This is a genomic window from Brevibacillus brevis, from assembly GCF_022026395.1.
Lineage (GTDB): Bacteria > Bacillota > Bacilli > Brevibacillales > Brevibacillaceae > Brevibacillus.
Map to the genome: position 1 here is coordinate 1,591,673 of NZ_CP041767.1, position 19,329 is coordinate 1,611,001.

At 48.9% G+C, this 19,329-nt stretch carries 16 protein-coding genes and 1 other annotated feature; all 16 genes read left to right on the forward strand.

The features are described 5' to 3' along the window. Positions 1-355 precede the first annotated feature (355 nt). The 16 genes from FO446_RS08030 to FO446_RS08105 all read left to right on the forward strand — a co-directional run bounded on the left by FO446_RS08030 (position 356) and on the right by FO446_RS08105 (position 19,286). Entirely contained in the window at positions 356-1,264 is a 909-nt protein-coding gene (locus tag FO446_RS08030) for an NUDIX hydrolase (RefSeq protein WP_221867632.1), read from the forward strand. Between the two features lie 24 nt (positions 1,265-1,288). Next, positions 1,289-2,149, forward strand: a complete 861-nt coding sequence (locus FO446_RS08035) for a TIGR02452 family protein (RefSeq protein WP_221867633.1) — start codon at positions 1,289-1,291, stop codon at positions 2,147-2,149. Then, complete coding sequence (gene pnuC, locus FO446_RS08040; protein ID WP_221867634.1) at positions 2,146-2,859, forward strand: nicotinamide riboside transporter PnuC; 714 nt, start codon at positions 2,146-2,148, stop codon at positions 2,857-2,859. The genes FO446_RS08035 and pnuC overlap by 4 nt, the downstream gene beginning before the upstream one ends. Beyond that, positions 2,847-3,905 carry a multifunctional transcriptional regulator/nicotinamide-nucleotide adenylyltransferase/ribosylnicotinamide kinase NadR gene (gene nadR / locus FO446_RS08045; protein WP_221867635.1) on the forward strand — a complete coding sequence of 353 codons (1,059 nt, stop codon included), beginning with the start codon at positions 2,847-2,849 and terminating at the stop codon, positions 3,903-3,905. The genes pnuC and nadR overlap by 13 nt, the downstream gene beginning before the upstream one ends. Positions 3,906-3,946: 41 nt before the next feature. Beyond that, positions 3,947-4,534 (forward strand): DUF1802 family protein, encoded by a 588-nt coding sequence (locus FO446_RS08050; protein WP_237900345.1) that lies wholly within the window; start codon positions 3,947-3,949, stop codon positions 4,532-4,534. Positions 4,535-4,566: 32 nt separating this feature from the next. After that, entirely contained in the window at positions 4,567-5,547 is a 981-nt protein-coding gene (locus FO446_RS08055; RefSeq protein WP_173608733.1) for a quinone oxidoreductase family protein, read from the forward strand. 68 nt (positions 5,548-5,615) lie between these two features. Further along, complete coding sequence (locus tag FO446_RS08060) at positions 5,616-6,095, forward strand: GNAT family N-acetyltransferase (protein WP_221867636.1); 480 nt, start codon at positions 5,616-5,618, stop codon at positions 6,093-6,095. Positions 6,096-6,330: 235 nt separating this feature from the next. Further along, the gene (locus FO446_RS08065) at positions 6,331-6,768 is read left to right on the forward strand and encodes an RrF2 family transcriptional regulator (protein WP_173608731.1); all 438 of its coding nucleotides are present in this window, start codon (positions 6,331-6,333) and stop codon (positions 6,766-6,768) included. Between the two features lie 62 nt (positions 6,769-6,830). Beyond that, positions 6,831-7,220 (forward strand): IDEAL domain-containing protein, encoded by a 390-nt coding sequence (locus FO446_RS08070; RefSeq protein ID WP_173608730.1) that lies wholly within the window; start codon positions 6,831-6,833, stop codon positions 7,218-7,220. Between the two features lie 28 nt (positions 7,221-7,248). Further along, positions 7,249-7,812: a thioredoxin family protein gene (locus FO446_RS08075; RefSeq protein WP_142063781.1), complete on the forward strand. Its 564-nt coding sequence runs from the start codon at positions 7,249-7,251 to the stop codon at positions 7,810-7,812. A gap of 31 nt (positions 7,813-7,843) precedes the next feature. Next, the gene (locus FO446_RS08080) at positions 7,844-9,049 is read left to right on the forward strand and encodes an MFS transporter (RefSeq protein WP_173608729.1); all 1,206 of its coding nucleotides are present in this window, start codon (positions 7,844-7,846) and stop codon (positions 9,047-9,049) included. Positions 9,050-9,206: 157 nt separating this feature from the next. Beyond that, complete coding sequence (locus tag FO446_RS08085; protein ID WP_237900347.1) at positions 9,207-10,592, forward strand: VWA domain-containing protein; 1,386 nt, start codon at positions 9,207-9,209, stop codon at positions 10,590-10,592. A 65-nt stretch (positions 10,593-10,657) separates the two neighbouring features. Beyond that, positions 10,658-10,917 (forward strand) — a binding site (T-box leader). Positions 10,918-10,986: 69 nt separating this feature from the next. After that, positions 10,987-14,067 (forward strand): isoleucine--tRNA ligase, encoded by a 3,081-nt coding sequence (gene ileS, locus FO446_RS08090; RefSeq protein ID WP_237901049.1) that lies wholly within the window; start codon positions 10,987-10,989, stop codon positions 14,065-14,067. Between the two features lie 225 nt (positions 14,068-14,292). Then, a complete protein-coding gene (locus FO446_RS08095; RefSeq protein WP_217366944.1) occupies positions 14,293-14,862 on the forward strand; it encodes a TetR/AcrR family transcriptional regulator in 570 nt (189 codons plus the stop codon). Positions 14,863-14,943: 81 nt separating this feature from the next. Further along, positions 14,944-16,191, forward strand: a complete 1,248-nt coding sequence (locus tag FO446_RS08100; RefSeq protein WP_237900349.1) for an efflux RND transporter periplasmic adaptor subunit — start codon at positions 14,944-14,946, stop codon at positions 16,189-16,191. Continuing rightward, the gene (locus FO446_RS08105; RefSeq protein ID WP_237900351.1) at positions 16,188-19,286 is read left to right on the forward strand and encodes an efflux RND transporter permease subunit; all 3,099 of its coding nucleotides are present in this window, start codon (positions 16,188-16,190) and stop codon (positions 19,284-19,286) included. Before FO446_RS08100 ends, FO446_RS08105 begins: the two co-directional genes overlap by 4 nt. The last annotated feature ends 43 nt before the right edge of the window (positions 19,287-19,329 follow it).

A 19,329-nucleotide genomic window follows, 5' to 3' on the forward strand; every position in this document is an offset into this window, starting at 1 on the left:
GAAGCGCATTTCCAGTCTACGCTTCGGCCTCCGCCCTGCAAGGGGTGAAGACTGTCCGCTTCGCAATAAATGGCGGGAGCGCTTCAAACGTAGAAGTTTCGAGGAAGTATTCCATAAGTGAAGCTGAAAACCCCCGCCATTTATTACTACGCTAGGGCGGGCTCCAGAGGCGCTTGGACTGGAAATGCGCTTCTTCTACGCGGCTTTTTAAGACAATAAAAACTCTCGCTTGAAGTGGGTAATTTTTATTGACACCAAAAACAGGAAAGAGTAATATGATACCAACAACTTGATAATAACATTTTGTTAATAACAAAAAGGCAACAACAAATCAGTAGCAAAAAGAGGCGATTGGATGAAGGGTAAACCTTATGTCAATAAACAAGGTCAAACCGAACAGGAGTACTTGGAAGCTTATGATGTCAGCCAATTCGAGCGGCCGTCTGTGACAGTCGATATGCTGGTATTCACCGTGATGGATGAGCTGGAGGAGAATTACCGCAAGCTTTCGCCCAAGTCGTTGAAAATTTTGCTCGTGAAGCGTGGTGAACATCCGTATATCGGCCAATGGGCGTTGCCAGGTGGGTTTGTTACACCTGGGGAGAGTCTGGAGGAGGCAGCCAGACGCGAATTGCGTACGGAAACAAACGTAGACGACATTTACTTGGAGCAGCTCTACACCTGGGGAGATGCGGGCAGAGATCCACGGACATGGGTTATCAGCACGTCGTACATGGCCTTGGTAGACAGTTCGTCTTTACAGCTGCAGGCAGGGGATGATGCAGAGGAAGCGGAGTGGTACCGCATCGAGGACAGGTGGCTGAAAGAAACAAAGACGGCGACGATTGACGGCTCCATTACTGAAAAATGGCTGGAACTGCGACTGGTGCACGAGAAAGAGGAACTGTCTGCCACGATTAAAATTACCAAAACAGTAATGGGCCGCACCGTACATGAGACCCGCGAAATTGTAGAGTCGAACAACATTGCATTTGATCACGCCAAAATCATTCAATACGCACTGGAGCGATTGCGCAACAAGATTGAATACACCGATATCGCCTTTGCCTTAATGCCAGAGCTGTTCACATTAAGCGATCTGCAACAGGTGTACGAAGTGATTTTGGGACGTGAGCTGCTGGCTGCGGCGTTTCGCAGGAAGGTAGCCGACAAAGTGCTGGAAACGAATCAATATCGAAAACATGCCGGGCACCGACCATCCAAGTATTTCCGCTTTAACCCGGAATGGATGGATCAGACGTAGCCCCGTACCAGGGAGGAAATCACAATGAATCAGGGACATAATCGAAGCGTGCGCGTACGAATCGCGCAAGAGACGCTGCAAATCATAGAGCAGGGCTACTACGTGAACAAAGCGGGAGAAAAGAAGAGCATTACGGAGGATCTCGCTGCTGCAATCAGCCAGTCGGTCTTGTATCGTCCAAATGATTTGGCTGCAGACACAGTACAACTGCCAACGCATCAAACAACGGCTGCACAACTGCGTGCCAAGGTCGAGATTACCTCGGAATCCAGCCTGGATGCAGCCAAGCGCCTCGTCGTTTCTGAGAAACGAGCAGATGTCATATGCTTGAATTTTGCTTCCGCCAAAAATCCGGGCGGAGGATTCCTCGGGGGAAGCCAGGCGCAGGAAGAGAGCTTGGCGCGTTCCTCCGGGCTGTATCCTTGCATCGTGCAAATGCAGGAAATGTACACCTATCATCGCCAGTTGAAAACCTGCTTTTATTCCGACTACATGATTTATTCACCGCGGGTCCCCGTGCTCCGCGACCAAAGCGATCAGCTTTTGCATGACCCATATCTCTTGTCTTTTATTACGGCGCCTGCTGTGAATGCTGGGGTTGTTCGTGAACGAGAGCCTGAAAATATAGCAAAGATTGGTCCTGTCATGAAGGAGCGCATCCGGAAAATTTTGCGGGCAGCAGCCCTTCACAATCACAGGACGATCATTTTGGGAGCGTACGGCTGCGGAGTATTCCGCAACAAAGCTGAGGACGTAGCAAATTACTTTGCGACTGTTTTGATCGAGGAACAGTATGCACAGCTTTTTGACCACATTGTTTTTGCCGTCTACGACAATTCTGCGCGCCAGGAAAACCTGCGAGCGTTCAAGGAGAGATTCGCATGAATGCGAAAAGCACCGGCTTTTTAGCAGACTGGAATTGGTTTGAAAAAATATGGCTCATCTCGTTTACACTCGTTACCGTCTATTTGTATTTCGCACTGGATGATACGTTCATCGGATTGATCGCGTCCTTAACAGGGATGTTGAGTGTTGTGCTGGTTGCTAAAGGAAAGACGTGGAGTTACTACCCGGGTATCATCAATGTGGTTTTGTACGCGTTCGTCGCCTATGGGCAAAAGTATTATGGGGAAGTCATGCTGAATCTTCTCTATTTTTTGCCGATGCAATTCATAGGACTCTACCTGTGGCGTAAAAATCGCGTGTCCGAAGTCAAACAAAATGACGTCAAGATTGCGGTTTTGTCCAACCAAGCACGTATTTGGTGGACCATCTTGAGCATCATTGCAACGATTGCCTATGGATTTGTATTGAAGCAGATGGGCGGGGCTTTGCCTTTTGTCGATTCCTTGACAGCTGTTCTCTCCGTCATCGCGATGCTTTTCATGGTGAAGCGCTTGGTCGAGCAGTGGGTGGTCTGGATCGTTATTGATTTGTTCACCATCTACATGTGGCTGGCAGCGTTTTTGAAGGACGGAAGCGACATCTCGATGCTGGTCATGTGGTCCGCTTATTTGGTGAATGCCATATACGGCTTGATGAACTGGGTAAGACAGTACCGCAAGCAAAGGGAGGAGCAGACATGGGGGGCGTAGGCTTCATTGGTGGCAAATTTTTGCCACTGCATCAGGGTCATGTATACGCGATTACACAGGCGGCCTGCCGCTGCGACGAACTGTACGTCGTTCTTTCGCACAGCCCGACTCGGGACCAAAAGCTGTGCGAGGAGGCAGGAATCAAGCCAATTCCCTATGAAGTGCGCTTGAGATGGCTGTCCACGCTGGTTAAAGACATGGAAAATGTTCGTGTGCTTGCAGTTGAGGATCATGCGGATAGTGACGAGAGCTACGATTGGGAGGCGGGAGCAGGGGACATCAAGCGCAACATCGGGAAAAAAATCGATCTGGTTTTTAGCTCCGAGTCCGCCTATGATCCAATATTTCGCCGTTTATATCCGGAGGCAGCGCACATCATTCTCGATGAACCGCGCAGCCAAGTACCGATCTCCGCTACCCAGATTCGCAACGAAGGGGTATTCGCTCATTGGCAGCACATCCCGACTGTTGTTCAACCCTATTTCGTCAAAAAGGTAGTGGTCGTAGGAACAGAGAGTTGTGGGAAATCGACCTTGACCCGTTATCTTGCAAAAATCTACAACACCGTGTTTGTCGAGGAGTATGGACGCACAATCTGCGAAGAGGTCGGGGGCTGCGATACGATTTTGACACCGGAGTATTTCCCACATATCGCGTATGGTCACAAAATGAAAGAGTACGAAGCGCTCCAGAAAGCTAACAAGCTCTTGTTCATCGATACCGAAGCGATTGTCACCCAGTTTTACTCTGAACTGTATACCGGGCAAACCTTCCCGGTTCTTGACCAGATTGCCAAAGAGCAAACGTATGATTTGTGGCTGTTCATGGAGCCAGATGTCGCATGGGTAGATGATGGGCTGCGTGTGCATGGAGAAGACCAAGTGCGCCTGCACAATCATGAAAAGCTGCGCCAGATGCTGGATAAGCGGGGAATTACGTACGTGACATTGCGAGGAAATTATGCCGAGAGACTACAAGGAGCTATGCAGCATGTCGATCAACTGTTGAAGACGACTTCTCAACGAGCCAGAATTGGGCTAGACTAAAGTCATCAAACGATTCTGACAGTAGAAGGGAGCCGTGCTGCATGCAGTCGATCGCACAGCCGCTATCCCCCCTTAGCTTGAAGGAATGGGCAGTCGCCGTCAAAGCACTTGGAGAAGGTGAGCAGATCATCACGATCCGCAAGGGTGGGTTATACGAAGAAACACGAGAATTCCGCTTGGAAAACAATCAATTTTATTTGTATCCGACCTATGAGCACCAGAAGCGCGACATGGTAAAGGTGGACTACCAACACCTGTTAGACGCCACCCTCGAAGGCTGGACAATGGACAAGAAGACGGTGATGATCGAATATTTTGCCGAAGTAACCAACGATGTTGAGCTGATGGACGAAGCCAAGCTACGCGCGTTATCACCTTTCCACATCTGGACGGATAATTTCGCAGATGTGCGCCTGCATTGGAAGAAAAAACAGCCGCTGCACATTTTGTTCGTGCGGATGTATCGATTAGAGCAACCGGTGGAAATTCCGATTGACGCTGCTTATCAAGGCTGCAAATCTTGGCATGACCTATTGGTGGACATTCCGCGAGCTGCTTTTACCCCTGTGCTTTCCGACGAGGAGTTTGAAGCGAAAAAAGCTGCGATCATGACCATTCTGCAAAACTGACGTTCCATTCCACTCTTGTCTGGAGGGTTCTCATGAAAGCGATCTTGGTAACGGAATTAGGCGGGCCTGAGACGATGAAATATGCGGAAGTCGAGATGCCGATCATGTCACCTACACAGGTGCTGATCCGCGTGGAGATGACCAGTGTCAATTTTGCCGATATCAAATCCAGGTATGGAAAAAAGGGAGCAGCCAAGCTACCATTTATCCCGGGGCTCGATGCGACTGGCGTGATCGAACAAGTCGGGGCAGAGGTGCAAAGACTGAAGGTGGGACAACGAGTCATTGCGTTTCCGGCAAACGGTTCATACGCCGAGTATATCGTGGCGGATGAGAGCTTGACCTTTGCGCTACCGGATCAAATCAGCACGGAAACAGCAGCCGCTTGCCCGGTCGTGTCATTTACTTCGTACCAGCTATTGGCGAAGGTAGCCCGTATTGCCGAAGGGGAAACCATACTGATTCACGCTGCGGCAGGCGGAATCGGGACGACGGCGATTCAATTAGCCAAGCTGCTCGGAGCAGGTCGTGTCATCGGCACAGTCGGTAATGAAGCAAAAGCGGAAATTGCCCTGTCAGCCGGTGCCGACCATGTGATTTGCAATGATCGCGAAGATTTTGTGGAAAAGGTACACACGCTGACGGATGGTGCGGGAGCCGATGTCATTTTGGACTCAATTTCCGGAACGGTGAGCGAGCGTAGTCTTGAGTGCCTCGCCTGGTACGGCCGACTTGTCCATTTTGGCAATGCCAGCGGCGAAATCGGTCAGATCAAGACAATCGATTTGCACGCAAGCTGCCGCTCTGTTTTAGGCTTCAGCTTTGGTACGACACGCAAGCTACGCCCACACTTGTTGCAGGATACAGCCAAGCAAGTTTTGGACTATTTGGCGAATGGACAGCTGAACATCAAGATCGGCAAGCATTTTGCATTGGAAGAAGCAGCGAGCGCTCATGCGTGGGTAGAGAGCAGGGCGAGTACGGGAAAAGTATTGCTGGATGTCCGCTCGTAAAGATGTGGAGCCCCCTGCTGATTCACAAGCAGGGGTTTTCGCTTTATCAATTTCAAGAGGTGAATGCTATGCAGATGATTTCAACAAGTGAACTGGACAAAAACGTCATCACTGAATTTTTCATCAAACACTGGGGAAGTCCGCAAATGGTCATCTTCAGTGGTGTCTTCCAATGCGATGTGCTGGATGGCTACGCAGTGAAGGGAGAAGATGGAGCAATCGAGGGGTTTATTTCCTATGTTCTCGAAGATCAGGAATGCGAAATCATTTCCTTGGACAGTGTGATCGAAAACAAAGGAATCGGTACCGCACTTCTCAATCAAGTAGAGCAGACCGCCAAAGAAAAAGGCTGCCACCGCATGAAGCTCGTCACCACCAACGATAACCTGCACGCCATGGGGTTTTACCAAAAGAGAGGCTATCAGCTTCACGAGCTGTACATCAATGCCGTGGACAAGGCCCGCCAAATCAAACCAGAAATCCCCCTGATCGCAGACAATGGCATCCCAATCCGCGATGAAATCCTTTTTATAAAAAAACTTATTTAAAAAAGCCTCGCAGAAGCAATAGCTGTCCGAAAAGCGAAGGTACGTGTTTGGAAGGAGACCGCCCGAACGTAGTGAGGAAAAAGGCGACTGGAAAACATGTGCCTTCACCTCCCCCGACCACCGAAGATAAAAAACCTCCCGTTTTTTTAAAAAAGTTTGCCCCTACACAATTGTTGACATTCGTAACTGTACGAATTATTATTACAGTACTCTTCGCAAGGAGGCCGTCTGTGACGTGAATAGTGAATTTACCATAGCTGTTCACAGCTTGGCTTTGTTGGCTCATATCCCAGAGCATATGGCAAGCAGTGAGCTCATCGCAAAAAATGTATGTACAAATCCTGCCAGAATTCGCAAAATCTTGAGCATTCTGCGTAAGAACGGGTTTGTGAAGACGAAAGAGGGAATTGGCGGCGGTTATATCCTCGCATGCGATCCGAATGAGGTCACCTTGGCCGAGATATATCGTTCGATCTCGAATGGTACACTGAAGCCACACTGGTGTTCGGGAGATCCGCAGGAAGCGTGTCAGGTTTCTGCGAATATGCACGGGGTCATGGATCAGATTTTTACCGAAGCGGAGATGTACTTTACGAAGTATTTGGAACAAATAACGATCCAAACCGTATTAGATAAAGTCCGTCATGGCTGTCAGGAGAATTCGCAACAGTAACCATACAAATTTTTAACATGGAAACTGTAATGATTTCCGTTACAATTAGGAGGTGCACGAAAATGAATCGAGATGAGTTATTGGAAGTCGGAGATTGGGTATTGGGCAAAACCAAATTCGGAGAGTTAGTTCAAGGCTTCGTCGAAACAGATGATTCATTGCGAGGTACCGCAAAAGTATATGTGGTTCAATGCGACAACGAAGAGACGATCGGCAAACAGGTGGTGATTCCGAGACAGTGGATGGAACGCATTCCGGTAGGCTCTTTTGATGATGAGGAGCATATGCATGATTTGATCGACCTCGCCCTCGCAACCAAAGATAGAGAGTGGTTTATGGATCTGACTGCCAAGGCAAGCACCATGAAACAGGCGTCAGGGAAAGAAACCCGCAAAACAAGAAGCTCTTCCATTCGCAATCGCTTGGGAACTTCCGCTATTTGGGAGCAATAATTTTCAACATACAGGAGGAGTACGGAGTATGTCTAACGTGAATCAGAACAGTTGGTTTGAAAAAGGAATGAGCTTTGCAGCGTACAAAGAAAGCATGAACGTCAACAAAGAAGAGCTGTCCCGTGTGTATGATCAGCTCACATTTACGGATGAGGATCTGGCAGTCTGGAAGGATCTCTCCCAGCGCAATTGGAAAGGGGTCGTGCTGACCGCAGACTGGTGTGGGGATGCTTCCTTGTGCGTTCCTGTCATTCAGCGAATTGCCGAGGAAAGCAATATCGAATTGCGCTTTCTCATCCGCGACGAAAATTTGGAGTTGATGGACCAATACCTGACCAATGGCACAGCACGTGCGATTCCTATCTTTATTTTCCTCGACCAGGATGGATACGAGGCAAGAGTTTGGGGTCCGCGTTCGCCAGAGGTGCAGGAAATGATTACGACTGCCCGTGCAGGATTGCCGGCTGCAGACGCTCCAGATTTTGAGGAAAAGCAAAAGGAGTTGTACCGCAACTTCAAGCAAAAGATATCTACAGACCCTGCCATTTGGCGCACGGTGATTGAAAGCGTAAAAGCGAAGCTGCAAGGCTAAAAAGAAAATCTAAATGGATAGGAATGGATAAATGAATATGAGTAAACAAGAGAATAGTCAGCGACCGATTCTCTTCCTGATGATCAACATGTTTATCGCCATGCTGGGAATTGGCTTGATTATTCCGATTTTGCCCGAATTTCTCAAAGAGTTCGGCGCGGGTGGGGAGACGGCTGGATACTTGGTGGCGGCTTTTGGTGTAACTCAATTTCTTTTTTCTCCGATTGCCGGGGAATGGTCAGATAAGTACGGTAGAAAAATCATGATTGTATCGGGACTCGTCCTGTTTACGATCTCCAATCTGGTTTTTGCCTTGGCTGAACAGACATGGGTGCTCTACCTTTCTCGTCTGATCGGCGGGATCGGGGCAGCAGCGATGATTCCGTCCATGCTGGCGTATGTAGCAGACATTACGACAGAGGATAAACGTGGAAAAGGACTGGGGATGCTCGGGGCCGCCATGTCGCTCGGATTTGTTATCGGACCTGGTATTGGTGGATTTTTGGCGGAGCTTGGTCTGCGTATGCCGTTCTACATTTCCGCGGCAGTTGGTGCGGTAGCCACACTCGGTTCCATCTTTTTCTTGTCAGAATCACTTCCGAAAGAAAAGCAGCTCGCGGCGCGAAACGCCAAAGACAAACAGGAAAACATCTTCGTACAACTCGGCAAGTCGTTTCAATCGTCGTACTTCATTATGCTGGTGTTGGTCTTTACGATGACGTTTGGCTTGGCGAACTTCGAAGTCATCTTCCCGCTGTTCGTCGATGCAAAGTTCGCTTATACTCCGCGTGATATTTCCATCATTATCACAGTGGGTGCTCTTGCCGGTACGATTGTGCAGGCAGCGCTGATCGGCAAGCTCATTACTCGTTTTGGCGAGAAAAAACTCATTAACGTGACGTTCTTCTTGTCTGCTGTATCGATGGTGATGATGCTATTGTCCGGTAACTTCTGGTATATGCTGATTATGACGGTTATCTTCTTTACCCTGACGTCGATTATGCGTCCTGCAATCAACACGCTGATCTCCAAGCGAGCGGGGGATGAACAGGGCTTCGTTGCAGGGATGAACAATGCCTACATGAGTCTGGGGAATATTTTTGGCCCAGCAGTGGCGGGTACGTTGTACGGGGTTCATTTGAACGCACCGTATTTGTTCGGCGCGATTATCCTGGTTCTCAGCTTGTTCTTGTCGCAGGTGGAAAGCCGTCGCAGTGTGAAAAGGGCAGTGGCCTAATAATTTTTGAAAGAGGAAAAGAGTAGCGCAAAGTGTGGAAACGCTTTGTGTTGCTCTTTTTTGCATTATAGGAAAAACGACCTGCATCTTTTATAATTTGTTCGAATTGGAATGATTTAGCATAATGTAGGGTGGAGTAAGAGGAGGGGGAAGCTTTTTGAAGAAATGGGCATCGTTTATTGTGTTTCTTACGCTAGTGATGACGGGCTGTACAGACTCTGATCCTGGGCAAAAAGACACTGCTGCGACACAACAAACCGCGAACTTGCAGGAGCAGACCAAAACGCCTGATCAGACAACTTCAGATACATCCACACAAACGCAGGCCAGAGAGCCACTGCCGCCTGTCAAGCGCGAGTTGACGGCATTTGAGCTCGCATTGGCAAACCAGGTGGTTGGAACCTATGCTGGCGAGAATTACGATGAAGAGAAGGTCAAAAAAGAATTGGATAAGCTCCCAGCTACACTCACATCGGAGCAATATCTCGAGGAGCTGCTGAAATTACTCGGAGAGGATTATCGCCCGTTCGTTCTCACGTTTGCCAATTTTGATTCCAGCGTAGACGTTCACTTGCAGCGGCCGACAGAGGAGATTACCTTGCCGGATACGCAAAAAACGCATTTTGCCTTGTTGATTGATGCGAGTGGCAGCATGAAAGGAAAAGTCGGCAAAAAAACGAAGATGGAGGCAGCCCGAGAGGCGATTGACCAATTCGCGTCTGTCCTTCCGAAAAACGCGACGATTTCTTTACGGGTATATGGTCATAAAGGAAGCGGCAGTGAGCAAGACAAAGCATTATCATGCGCCAGCACAGAGACATTTTATTCGGAGACAGGCTATCAGAAGGAATCGTTTCAACAAGCATTGGGCAAAGTACAACCAGCAGGCTGGACACCAATTGCAAAAGCGCTGCAAGCCGTGCAAGAAGATATTCCACCGGGGACAAACGAAACATTCGTGTACGTGGTGAGCGACGGGATCGAAACGTGCGGAGGAAATCCCGTAGAAGCAGCCAAAGCACTGAATCAGTCGAGCATAAAGACCGTGGTGAACATTATCGGTTTTGACGTTGATAACGAAGGGCAGCGTATGCTCAAGCAAGTGGCGGATGCGGGAGCGGGGACATACATAACCGTGCAGGATGAAGAAGCTTTGAAAAAGCACCTTCGGGGCGAATACGACAAGCTCAAGCAGGCTTGGTATGCGTGGAAGGAAAATGCAAAAGAAGACGCACTCAGTCAAAAAGAAGCGAAGAAAAAACTCGCGGAAGATACCAAGGAAAAAGTAAAAGCGTTGGTGGAGGAAGAAAAACAAAGATTGCTGGACGCCAGGGAATATTTGAAAAAGAGATTTAACGGAAAAGGCGGAATTATGGATACGGATAGCGCCATTATCGACCGGAAGCAGGAAATATGGCGATACGCTGTGGATACAGGAAATGGGTTATGGAGAGATTCTGTTGACAAGGGCAATCAGGAGTGGCGTGAAGTCATTGAGGAAGGACAACAAGGGGTTCAGGACGCAAACGATAAAAAACCTTGAAGGAAACTCGCTTCCTTGACATTTTCTTGAAAGCAGTGTAAAAAGAGTATACGAATAGAACACTAACAAATTCATTGACGAGAAAGAGTAAGCTAATCCCCTTGTTCCCCAGAGAGTTGGCCCTAGTGCTGAAAGCCGACGTTCAAGACTTAGCCGAAAATCCTCTCCGAGAAGGAAAGCTGAAGCATTTTGGAGTAAGCTGACCCGGAATCCCACCGTTACAAGGGACGCGTATGATGGTACGTAGTAGAGGTGCCGAAATGACATGCTTGCATAAAGATTTCGGAACAAGGGTGGTATCGCGAGATCAAATCTCGTCCCTTAGGGGGCGGGATTTTTTTGCGTTCTATGAACCTACACTTCTACGAAAACGACAGAAGAAGGAGTGTACATGATGAGGAAAGTAGACGTAAAAGAAAAAGCAAGGACACGAGAGTTACGCGTTTTGGATCAGTGGAGGAAAGACGATACATTCCGCAAGTCGATGGACAATCGGCTGGGAAAGCCAAACTTCGTCTTTTATGAAGGTCCTCCGACTGCCAACGGACAGCCGCATATCGGTCACGTACTCGGACGGGTCATCAAGGATTTTATCGGACGCTACAAAACGATGTCTGGCTACCGTGTCGTCCGCAAAGCAGGCTGGGATACACATGGTCTCCCGGTGGAGCTTGGGGTGGAAAAGCGACTTGGTATTTCCGGCAAGCAGGAAATCGAAAACTACGGGGTGGCCAAATTCGTCGAGGAGTGCAAAAACAGTGTCTTTGAATACGAAAAACAATGGCGCGAGCTGACGGAAGGAATCGCATACTGGACAGATATGGAGCATCCATATGTCACCTTGACCAACGATTACATCGAAAGCGTCTGGCATATCCTTTCTGACATTCATAAAAAAGAACTGCTGTACAAAGGGCATCGTGTCAGTCCATATTGCCCGGATTGCCAGACGACACTCAGCTCCCATGAAGTGGCGCAAGGCTATGAAGACGTGAAGGATTTGAGTGCGACGGTCAAATTCAAAAGCAAGACAAGCGACGACATCTTCCTCGCGTGGACGACGACACCATGGACACTTCCAGCCAACGTGGCATTGACTGTTAACAAAGAGCTCGATTACGTGCGGGTGAAGCACCAGGATGAAGTGTACGTCGTAGCAAAAAATCTCGCGGAGAAAGTGTTCAAGGAAGACTACGAGGTTTTGTCCACGCACAAAGGCGCAGAATGGGTCGGAACCCCGTATGAGCCGCCTTTTGGCTATATCCAGGTAAACCATGGGCATATCGTCGTCGATGCGGACTATGTCAGTGATACGAGCGGAACGGGTATCGTGCATACTGCTCCAGCGCACGGGGAGGATGACTATCGCACGACCCGTCAGCATGGGCTTGATTTCGTGAACGTCGTGAATTTGGCTGGCCGCTATACTGATCAAATCGCGGATTTCGCAGGTCGCTTCGTTAAGGACTGCGACGTCGATATCGTCAAAGACTTGTCGCATCGCGGTCTGCTGTTTTCCAAGGAGCGCTACGAGCATAGCTATCCGTTTTGCTGGCGGTGTAAATCACCACTGCTCTACTACGCAATGGAGAGCTGGTTCATCAAAACGACAGCGATCAAGGATCAGCTAATCGAAAACAACAGCAAGATCGACTGGTATCCGGGCCACCTGCGCGAAGGGCGCTTCGGGAAATTCCTCGAAGAGCTCGTAGACTGGAATATTAGCCGCAATCGGTATTGGGGGACGCCGCTCAATCTATGGCTTTGTCAGGATTGTGGCAGCGAATATGCGCCAGGCAGTGTAAAAGAGTTGCGTGAGAAATCTGTGGCACCAATCGACGAGAAGCTGGAGCTGCACAAGCCGTTTGTGGATGAGGTGAAGCTGCGCTGCTCTTGCGGCGGTACGATGGAGCGGACACCTGAGGTCATCGATGTGTGGTTCGACAGCGGTTCGATGCCGTTTGCCCAGTACCATCATCCATTCGGAGACGAAAAGGTATTCGAGGAGCAGTACCCTGCCGACATCATTTCGGAAGGAATCGATCAGACGCGGGGCTGGTTCTTCAGCTTGTTGGCAGTCTCTACCCTGTATAACGGAAAAGCCCCTTACAAGGCGGTCATCTCTACCGGTCACGTTTTGGATGAACACGGTCAGAAGATGTCTAAAAGCAAAGGAAACGGGATCGATCCGTGGGAGGTAATCGAAGAGTTCGGTGCAGATGCATTCCGCTGGGCGCTTTTGTCTGACAGTGCGCCGTGGAGCAGCAAGCGGTTCTCCAAGCGGATCGTCGCCGAGGCGAAGTACAAAGTGATCGATAAGATCCATAACACGCATGATTTTTATTCGTTATACGCCTTGATCGATGCATTCAAGCCAGAAGAGCATCCAACGCAACCATCTGTGAACAAGCTGGATCGTTGGATATTTTCCCGCTTGAATACCACCTTGCAGCACGTGGTAAAAGGTCTGGAAACCTACGATTTCATGAATCCGGCAGGGCATATCGAAACGTTCATCGACGAGTTGAGCAACTGGTACATCCGCCGTTCGCGGGATCGCTTCTGGAGCAGCGGGATGACGCCTGACAAAGTATCTGCTTACCAGACCCTGCGGGAAGTGTTGCTAACGCTGGCGAAGATGATCGCACCATACGCGCCGCTGATCGCAGAAGATATGTATGGCAATCTGGGAGGAGAGGGCAGTGTTCATTTGACTGACTATCCGAAAGTGAACACAGAAGCAATCGACGAAGCCCTTGAGCGGGACATGGAAATGGCTCGACACATCGTGGAGCTGGCGCGAAATGTTCGCAACGAAACTGGACTCAAGACCAGACAGCCTCTGTCCGAGCTGATCGTATCGATGGAGCAGCCATTTAACCTCGAGCGATTTGCCGGCATTATCGAAGACGAGATCAATGTCAAAAACATTCGGGTAGAGCAAAGCGACAGCAGCTTCGTAACGTATCATTTCAAGCTCAACCTGAGTGTAGCCGGAAAAAAATACGGCAAGCTCGTCGGGCCAATCCAAGGGTATCTAAAAGAATTGAACGCAGCCGATGCACAGAAGGCAGTGGACAATGGCTACTTGGATGTGGAGGTCGCAGGTGAGAGTGTGCGGCTTACGCTAGATGAGCTGCTTGTGGAAAAGCAAGGGAAGCAAGGCTTTGCTTCCGCATCCGGCTATCAGCTCCATGTGGCACTGAATACGACGCTGACAGAAGAGCTTGAGCAAGAAGGCTTGGTTCGTGAAGTCATTCGTGTCGTTCAGGATGCACGCAAAAAGCTGGATCTGCCCATCGATAAACGTGTCCAGCTCACCTTGGATGTGGACGATGAGCTACGAGCAGCCTTGGAGCGTTTTGATCATGTTTTGCGTGAAAGTGTACTCGTTTCGGGTGTGACTTTTGCGAAAATAGCAGATAGGGAGAAAGTTTCGTTCGGTGACAAAACATTTGGCTTGCACATTGGATAACGAAGCAGTTGGATAAAGAAACAGCTAGGGAACATGGTTACTACACCGGTTCTCTAGCTGTTTTGTAATAATTCTGGGTCAAACCAAACATCCTCATAATCGCCCGCAACCAAAAAATTCCAGCCAACAGGTAATCCAAGCAAGTGCTATTTGACACCCCAGCAATATGTATACTATAATTTCCTCCAGAATGAAAATTCATTCCGCAAGAGAGGAGTCATGAACTTGTCTGAAACCAAGCGCGAATTAATCTTGGATGCAGCGCTCGATTTGTTTGTAGATCGCGGTTTTGATGGGACGACCGTTCCGATGATCTCCGAAAAGGCAGGGGTCGGTGCAGGTACCATCTATCGTTATTTCGAAAACAAAGAAGCGCTCGTCAATACGCTGTTTCAAGAATGTGTGGGGGAGCTGCTTGAGACAATCAATGATGGTTATCCTCGCACATCTGATGACTTACGCGAGCAATTTCGGCATATTGCGAATCAGGTGATTCGCTACGCCAAAAAGAATTTGAACGCCTTGCTGTTTCTGGATTCCCATACAAACGGTCACTACCTAGACGAAGCCAGCCGCGAAGCATACATGAAGCTGCGAACATTTTTATGCGAATTCATTGAACGGGGACAAAAAAATAAGGTTATCCGTCCATTGCCAGCGGATGCATTGATTGCGATTATGGACGGGGCATTCATCGCATTGAACAAGTGCATCAAGGCTGGCGAAATCGAAGAAACCCCGGAATTGCTTGCCGGTGTAGAGGAAGCTTGCTGGGATGCGATCAGAATTCATTAATTCTGATCCTTCTTTTGAACAAAACGGAATGAATGTTCATTCCGGAATACTTTTCTATAAAGCAATAGGAGTGAGGCCTACATGAATAAGACGGGAAGAAAAGTGGTGGGGATGTTCCTGATCATCTCCCTTGCAGTGATTGGGACGGCTTGCAATCAGATGAAGCCGTCAACGGAAAGCGAAGTCCAAGCCGAGGCCAAAATTGTGGAAGCGGAGCCGGTCGAGCTGAAAAGCTTCCAATCGAGCAGTGAACTGTCAGGGACACTTGCCCCTATCGAAGAGACGACTGTTTCTTTTGAAGTAGCCGGGGAAATCAAGTCGTTGCCGTACAAAGAAGGAGATGTTGTCAAAAAGGGAGAAGTGCTTGCCCGCCTCAATGCTACAGACTACTCTCTCCAGTTGGCATTGGCAAACGCTGAGATGCATGGTGCGAGCGCCGAGCTTTCCAAAGTAAAAAACGGAGCGCGGGAACAAGAAGTTCAGCAAGCAAAGGTAGCAGTCGAGGCGAAAAAAATCTCACGGGATCAAGCACAGAAAGACTATCAGCGCATGGAACAGCTCTATAAAAATGGGGCGATCTCCGAAACCGAATTTGAAAGTGCCAAGAATGCCTTTGAACTAGCAGATAAAGATTATGCAGAAGCACAAGAGTCGTATTCGCTAGTGATAGAAGGCGCTCGGACTGAGGATATCAGCGCGACAAATGCCAGCTACCAAGGGGCGATGGTCACTCGCGATCAGGCTGCAGCTACTTTGGCAAAAACGGAAGTGAAAGCACCTATTCAAGGAACAGTGCTAGCGAAAATGGCTGATGTTGGGCAACTCGCAAGTTCAGGGGCTCCTGTCTATCGAATCGGCAACATCCAACAGTTGAAAACAGTCTTGCCTGTACCGGACAAGGACATCTCAGCGTGGAAGGTGGGAGATGAGGTCGAGATTCGTTTGTATGAAGACAAACGAATCGGAAAGGTTACGACGATTTATCCTGCGACGAACGAGCAGACGGGCACGATTAGCGTGGAAGTCGTCATTGATAACACCAAAAAAGATTGGTTTGCAGGGCAAGTCATCAGCGCAAAGCGAACCTTGTCTCAAAAGAAAGGCATTTTTGTCCCTGCCAAAACCGTTTTTAGCCGTGGTTCTGAGCCTTACGTTTTTTTGCTAGCGGATGAAAAAGCGATCAAGACCACTGTCACGATTGGTCAGTATGTTGACAATCATTTGGAAATTACTGCTGGCTTGCAAGCAGGCGACATGTTGATTACGAAAGGTGCTGATCGTTTGCTTGGCGGGGACTCTGTCACCGTGAAAGGAGGCAATCAGCCATGATCGAGTTTTTCATCAACAAGCGAAAAATCACCCTCGTTTTCTTTTCGATGCTCGTGCTGATTGGTATGTTCATCTCGGTTACGCTTCCGAAGCAAGAGCAGCCAGACATTATCGTCAGCATGGCTACCATCACCACCGTTTATCCGGGAGCGACTCCTGAAAAGGTGGAGCAGACAGTCACGAAGAAGCTGGAAGAAAAAATCAACGAGGTGCAAGGAATCAAATCCATTAGTTCGGAGTCCCGATCAGGTGTATCCATTATCAACGTGCAAACAGAGAATGACGTTGAACCGAAAACGGTGTTTGAAGATGTACGGAAAAAGGTAAAGGATGCCGAGGCCGATTTACCCGATGAAGCAGAGCAGCCCATCATCAATGATGACATGAGCCGGACTTTCATCCAGACCTTTCAAATCACAGCCAACTCTTTTGAAGAAATCCTCCAATTACGCGATATGCTTGATCTATGGAAGGATCAGCTTCGAACCGTGCCAGGCGTATCCGATGTTTCGATCCAAGGATTGCCGGAGCAGGAAGTAAAGGTCGCGGTCGATGCACAGAAGCTGCAACAATACGGCATTTCCTGGGCGCAAGTCATCCATGCTGTCCAAACGAAAAACGAAACAACACCCCTAGGTGATGTCAATATTGATACGCGAAAATATCAGCTCACATTACCAGTCAGCTATGAAGTAGCGACTTTTGAAAAGGTAGTCGTGACACGTACGCAGGAAGGAATGCCCGTCTATTTGAAGGATATTGCCACCATTTCCGACAGTACCAAACGGGTGGAGTATCGAACCTATTACAACGGGAAGCCCGCTGCGACCATTAGCATCAACGCTGAGCTGGGAAGCGATGTTCCAGCTGTGCAAAAAGCGGTGGATACGAAGCTTGCCACGTTGGAAAAGAGTCTCCCGGCGTGGGCGAAAAAAGAGCCTGTGTTTTTGCAAGTGGATCGAATCGACAGTATTTTTTCCGAATTGTATCTGGAAATGATCATTGCGATCATAGCTGTACTTTTTATTTGCATCCTTGGTTTGAATGTAACGACATCCTTGATGGTTGCATTGGCGATCCCCATCTCTTTGGCAGCTGGGATGGTGGTTCTGCCCTTCTTTGGCATTACGCTCAATCAAATGACCGTATTCGGGCTCATCATTGTTCTCGGTATTTTGGTAGACGACGCAGTGGTGGTAAATGACAACATCGAGCGCAGATTATCTGCTTTGGGCGAGGATCCGTACACGGCTGCTGTAGCCGGGACGAAGGAAGTGGCCATCTCCATTGTCACTGCTACCCTTGCTACCATCTCTGCGTTTGGGCCGATCATGTTTCTGCCTGGTGATGCTGGTCAGTTTATTTTTCCGGTACCGCTCATTATCATTTTTACGATGGCGGCCTCGATGTTCATGTCACTTACGATCATTCCGATTTACCGGGAATGGAACGAGCGAAGGAACAAGAAACGGAGCAAAGCAGAGACGGACTACCGTAAGCCAGCGGGCTTATTAGGCAAACAAATCGATGCATTGACGAATTGGTATGGCGATCGTGTTCTGAAAGCCATGTTGAAACATCCGCTGAAAACAGGAGTGAGCGGAGTACTGATTGCTACTGCTATCTACGGACTCGCTGCGGTTGTTCCTGTTCAGCTTTTCCCTGATGATGACAGGCCACAGATGGTTGTGAATATAACGACGCCGATTGGCGGCAATTTACAGGAAACGGATCGAATTGCCCTGGGTGTTTCCCAATGGATCGCGAAACAGGCACACATTCAAAAGGTTTCATCTTTCGTAGGTGGCAATGCGCCACAGATGATGCCCTCAGCACCGCCGGTTGGTACAGGTGAACATGTAGCGCAATTGATCGTTACCTTTGACAATCACAAAATGGATGCGCGAAAGGTGCTAGCGCCGTGGTCGGAGCAGTTTAAGAGGATGTATCCAGAAGCGAACATCATTCCGTACAGCGTAAAGGCGGGGATGTATTCTGGTAACCCGGTTGGAATTCGGGTGTATGGGGATGATCTGCAACAGCTGTACGCGCTCTCTGAGCAAATCAAGCAGCTCATCATGGAGTCAAAAGGAACGTACAACATCAACGACACGCTCGGAAATGAACAGTACTCCCTTCAATTCCATGTGAATCAAGAAAAGATGGACAAGGAGCTGATCAACGAAGCGGATTTGACCAGAACGTTGCGTTTGATCAGCCAAGGCATTCCAATGGGACAATTTGATAATGGGAGAAACTTGATCGATATTACGCTGGTAGCCGATCAGCCGGGAATGACGACAGAGCAAGTCTTCGCGCAACTCACGGTTCCGAATGCACGTGGGCAGCTTATTCCGGTTTCGCAAATTGCAGAAATGAAGCCGGATTTATCGATGCAGAGTATTCCTCGTTACAATATGTCCCGTAGTGTCACGATCACGAGTGATGTCCGAGATCGGACGGCTGCAGACGTGATGAGCGAAATAACAGCGAAAATGGAGCAATTGGAATTGCCAGACGGGTATGGCTGGAATGTAACAGGTGAAACAGAGGAGGAATCGGAAGTTTTGCTCGATTTGGGTGTGCTTGCGATTGTGGCTGTCTTTCTCATCTTTTTGCTGATCGTGCTGCAGTTTAACTCGTTGTCTATTCCTGTCTTGGTCATGAGTACAGTCTACCTCGCCATCGCGGGCAGCTTGATCGGGCTATTTATCACTTCCACACCGATTGGATTCATGACAGTAGCAGGCTTTATCGCATTGGCGGGTATCGTCGTTCGCAACGGGATCGTACTAATCGAGTTTATTGAGGAAGCGAGGCATCAAGGCGTCTCTCTGAACGATGCAGTCATCAGGGCGGGGAAAGCAAGGTTGCGCCCGATTTTACTGACGACCTTTGCCGCAGTAGCAGGTCTGTCACCGATGGCGATTACGGGAAGCGTGCTGTTTCAGCCGCTCGCCATTACGATCATTTCTGGCTTACTGTTCTCGATGCTACTTACGCTGATTGTCGTTCCCTCTCTCTATACAGTCATAGCTATCCAGAAGGAGAAAAAGCGGGTAAAAAAGGAAGCGCAGAAGCAGCTGACAATCTGAGCTTTTCAGAAGGAATGTTCAGATCAATGGAGAAAGGGGTAGA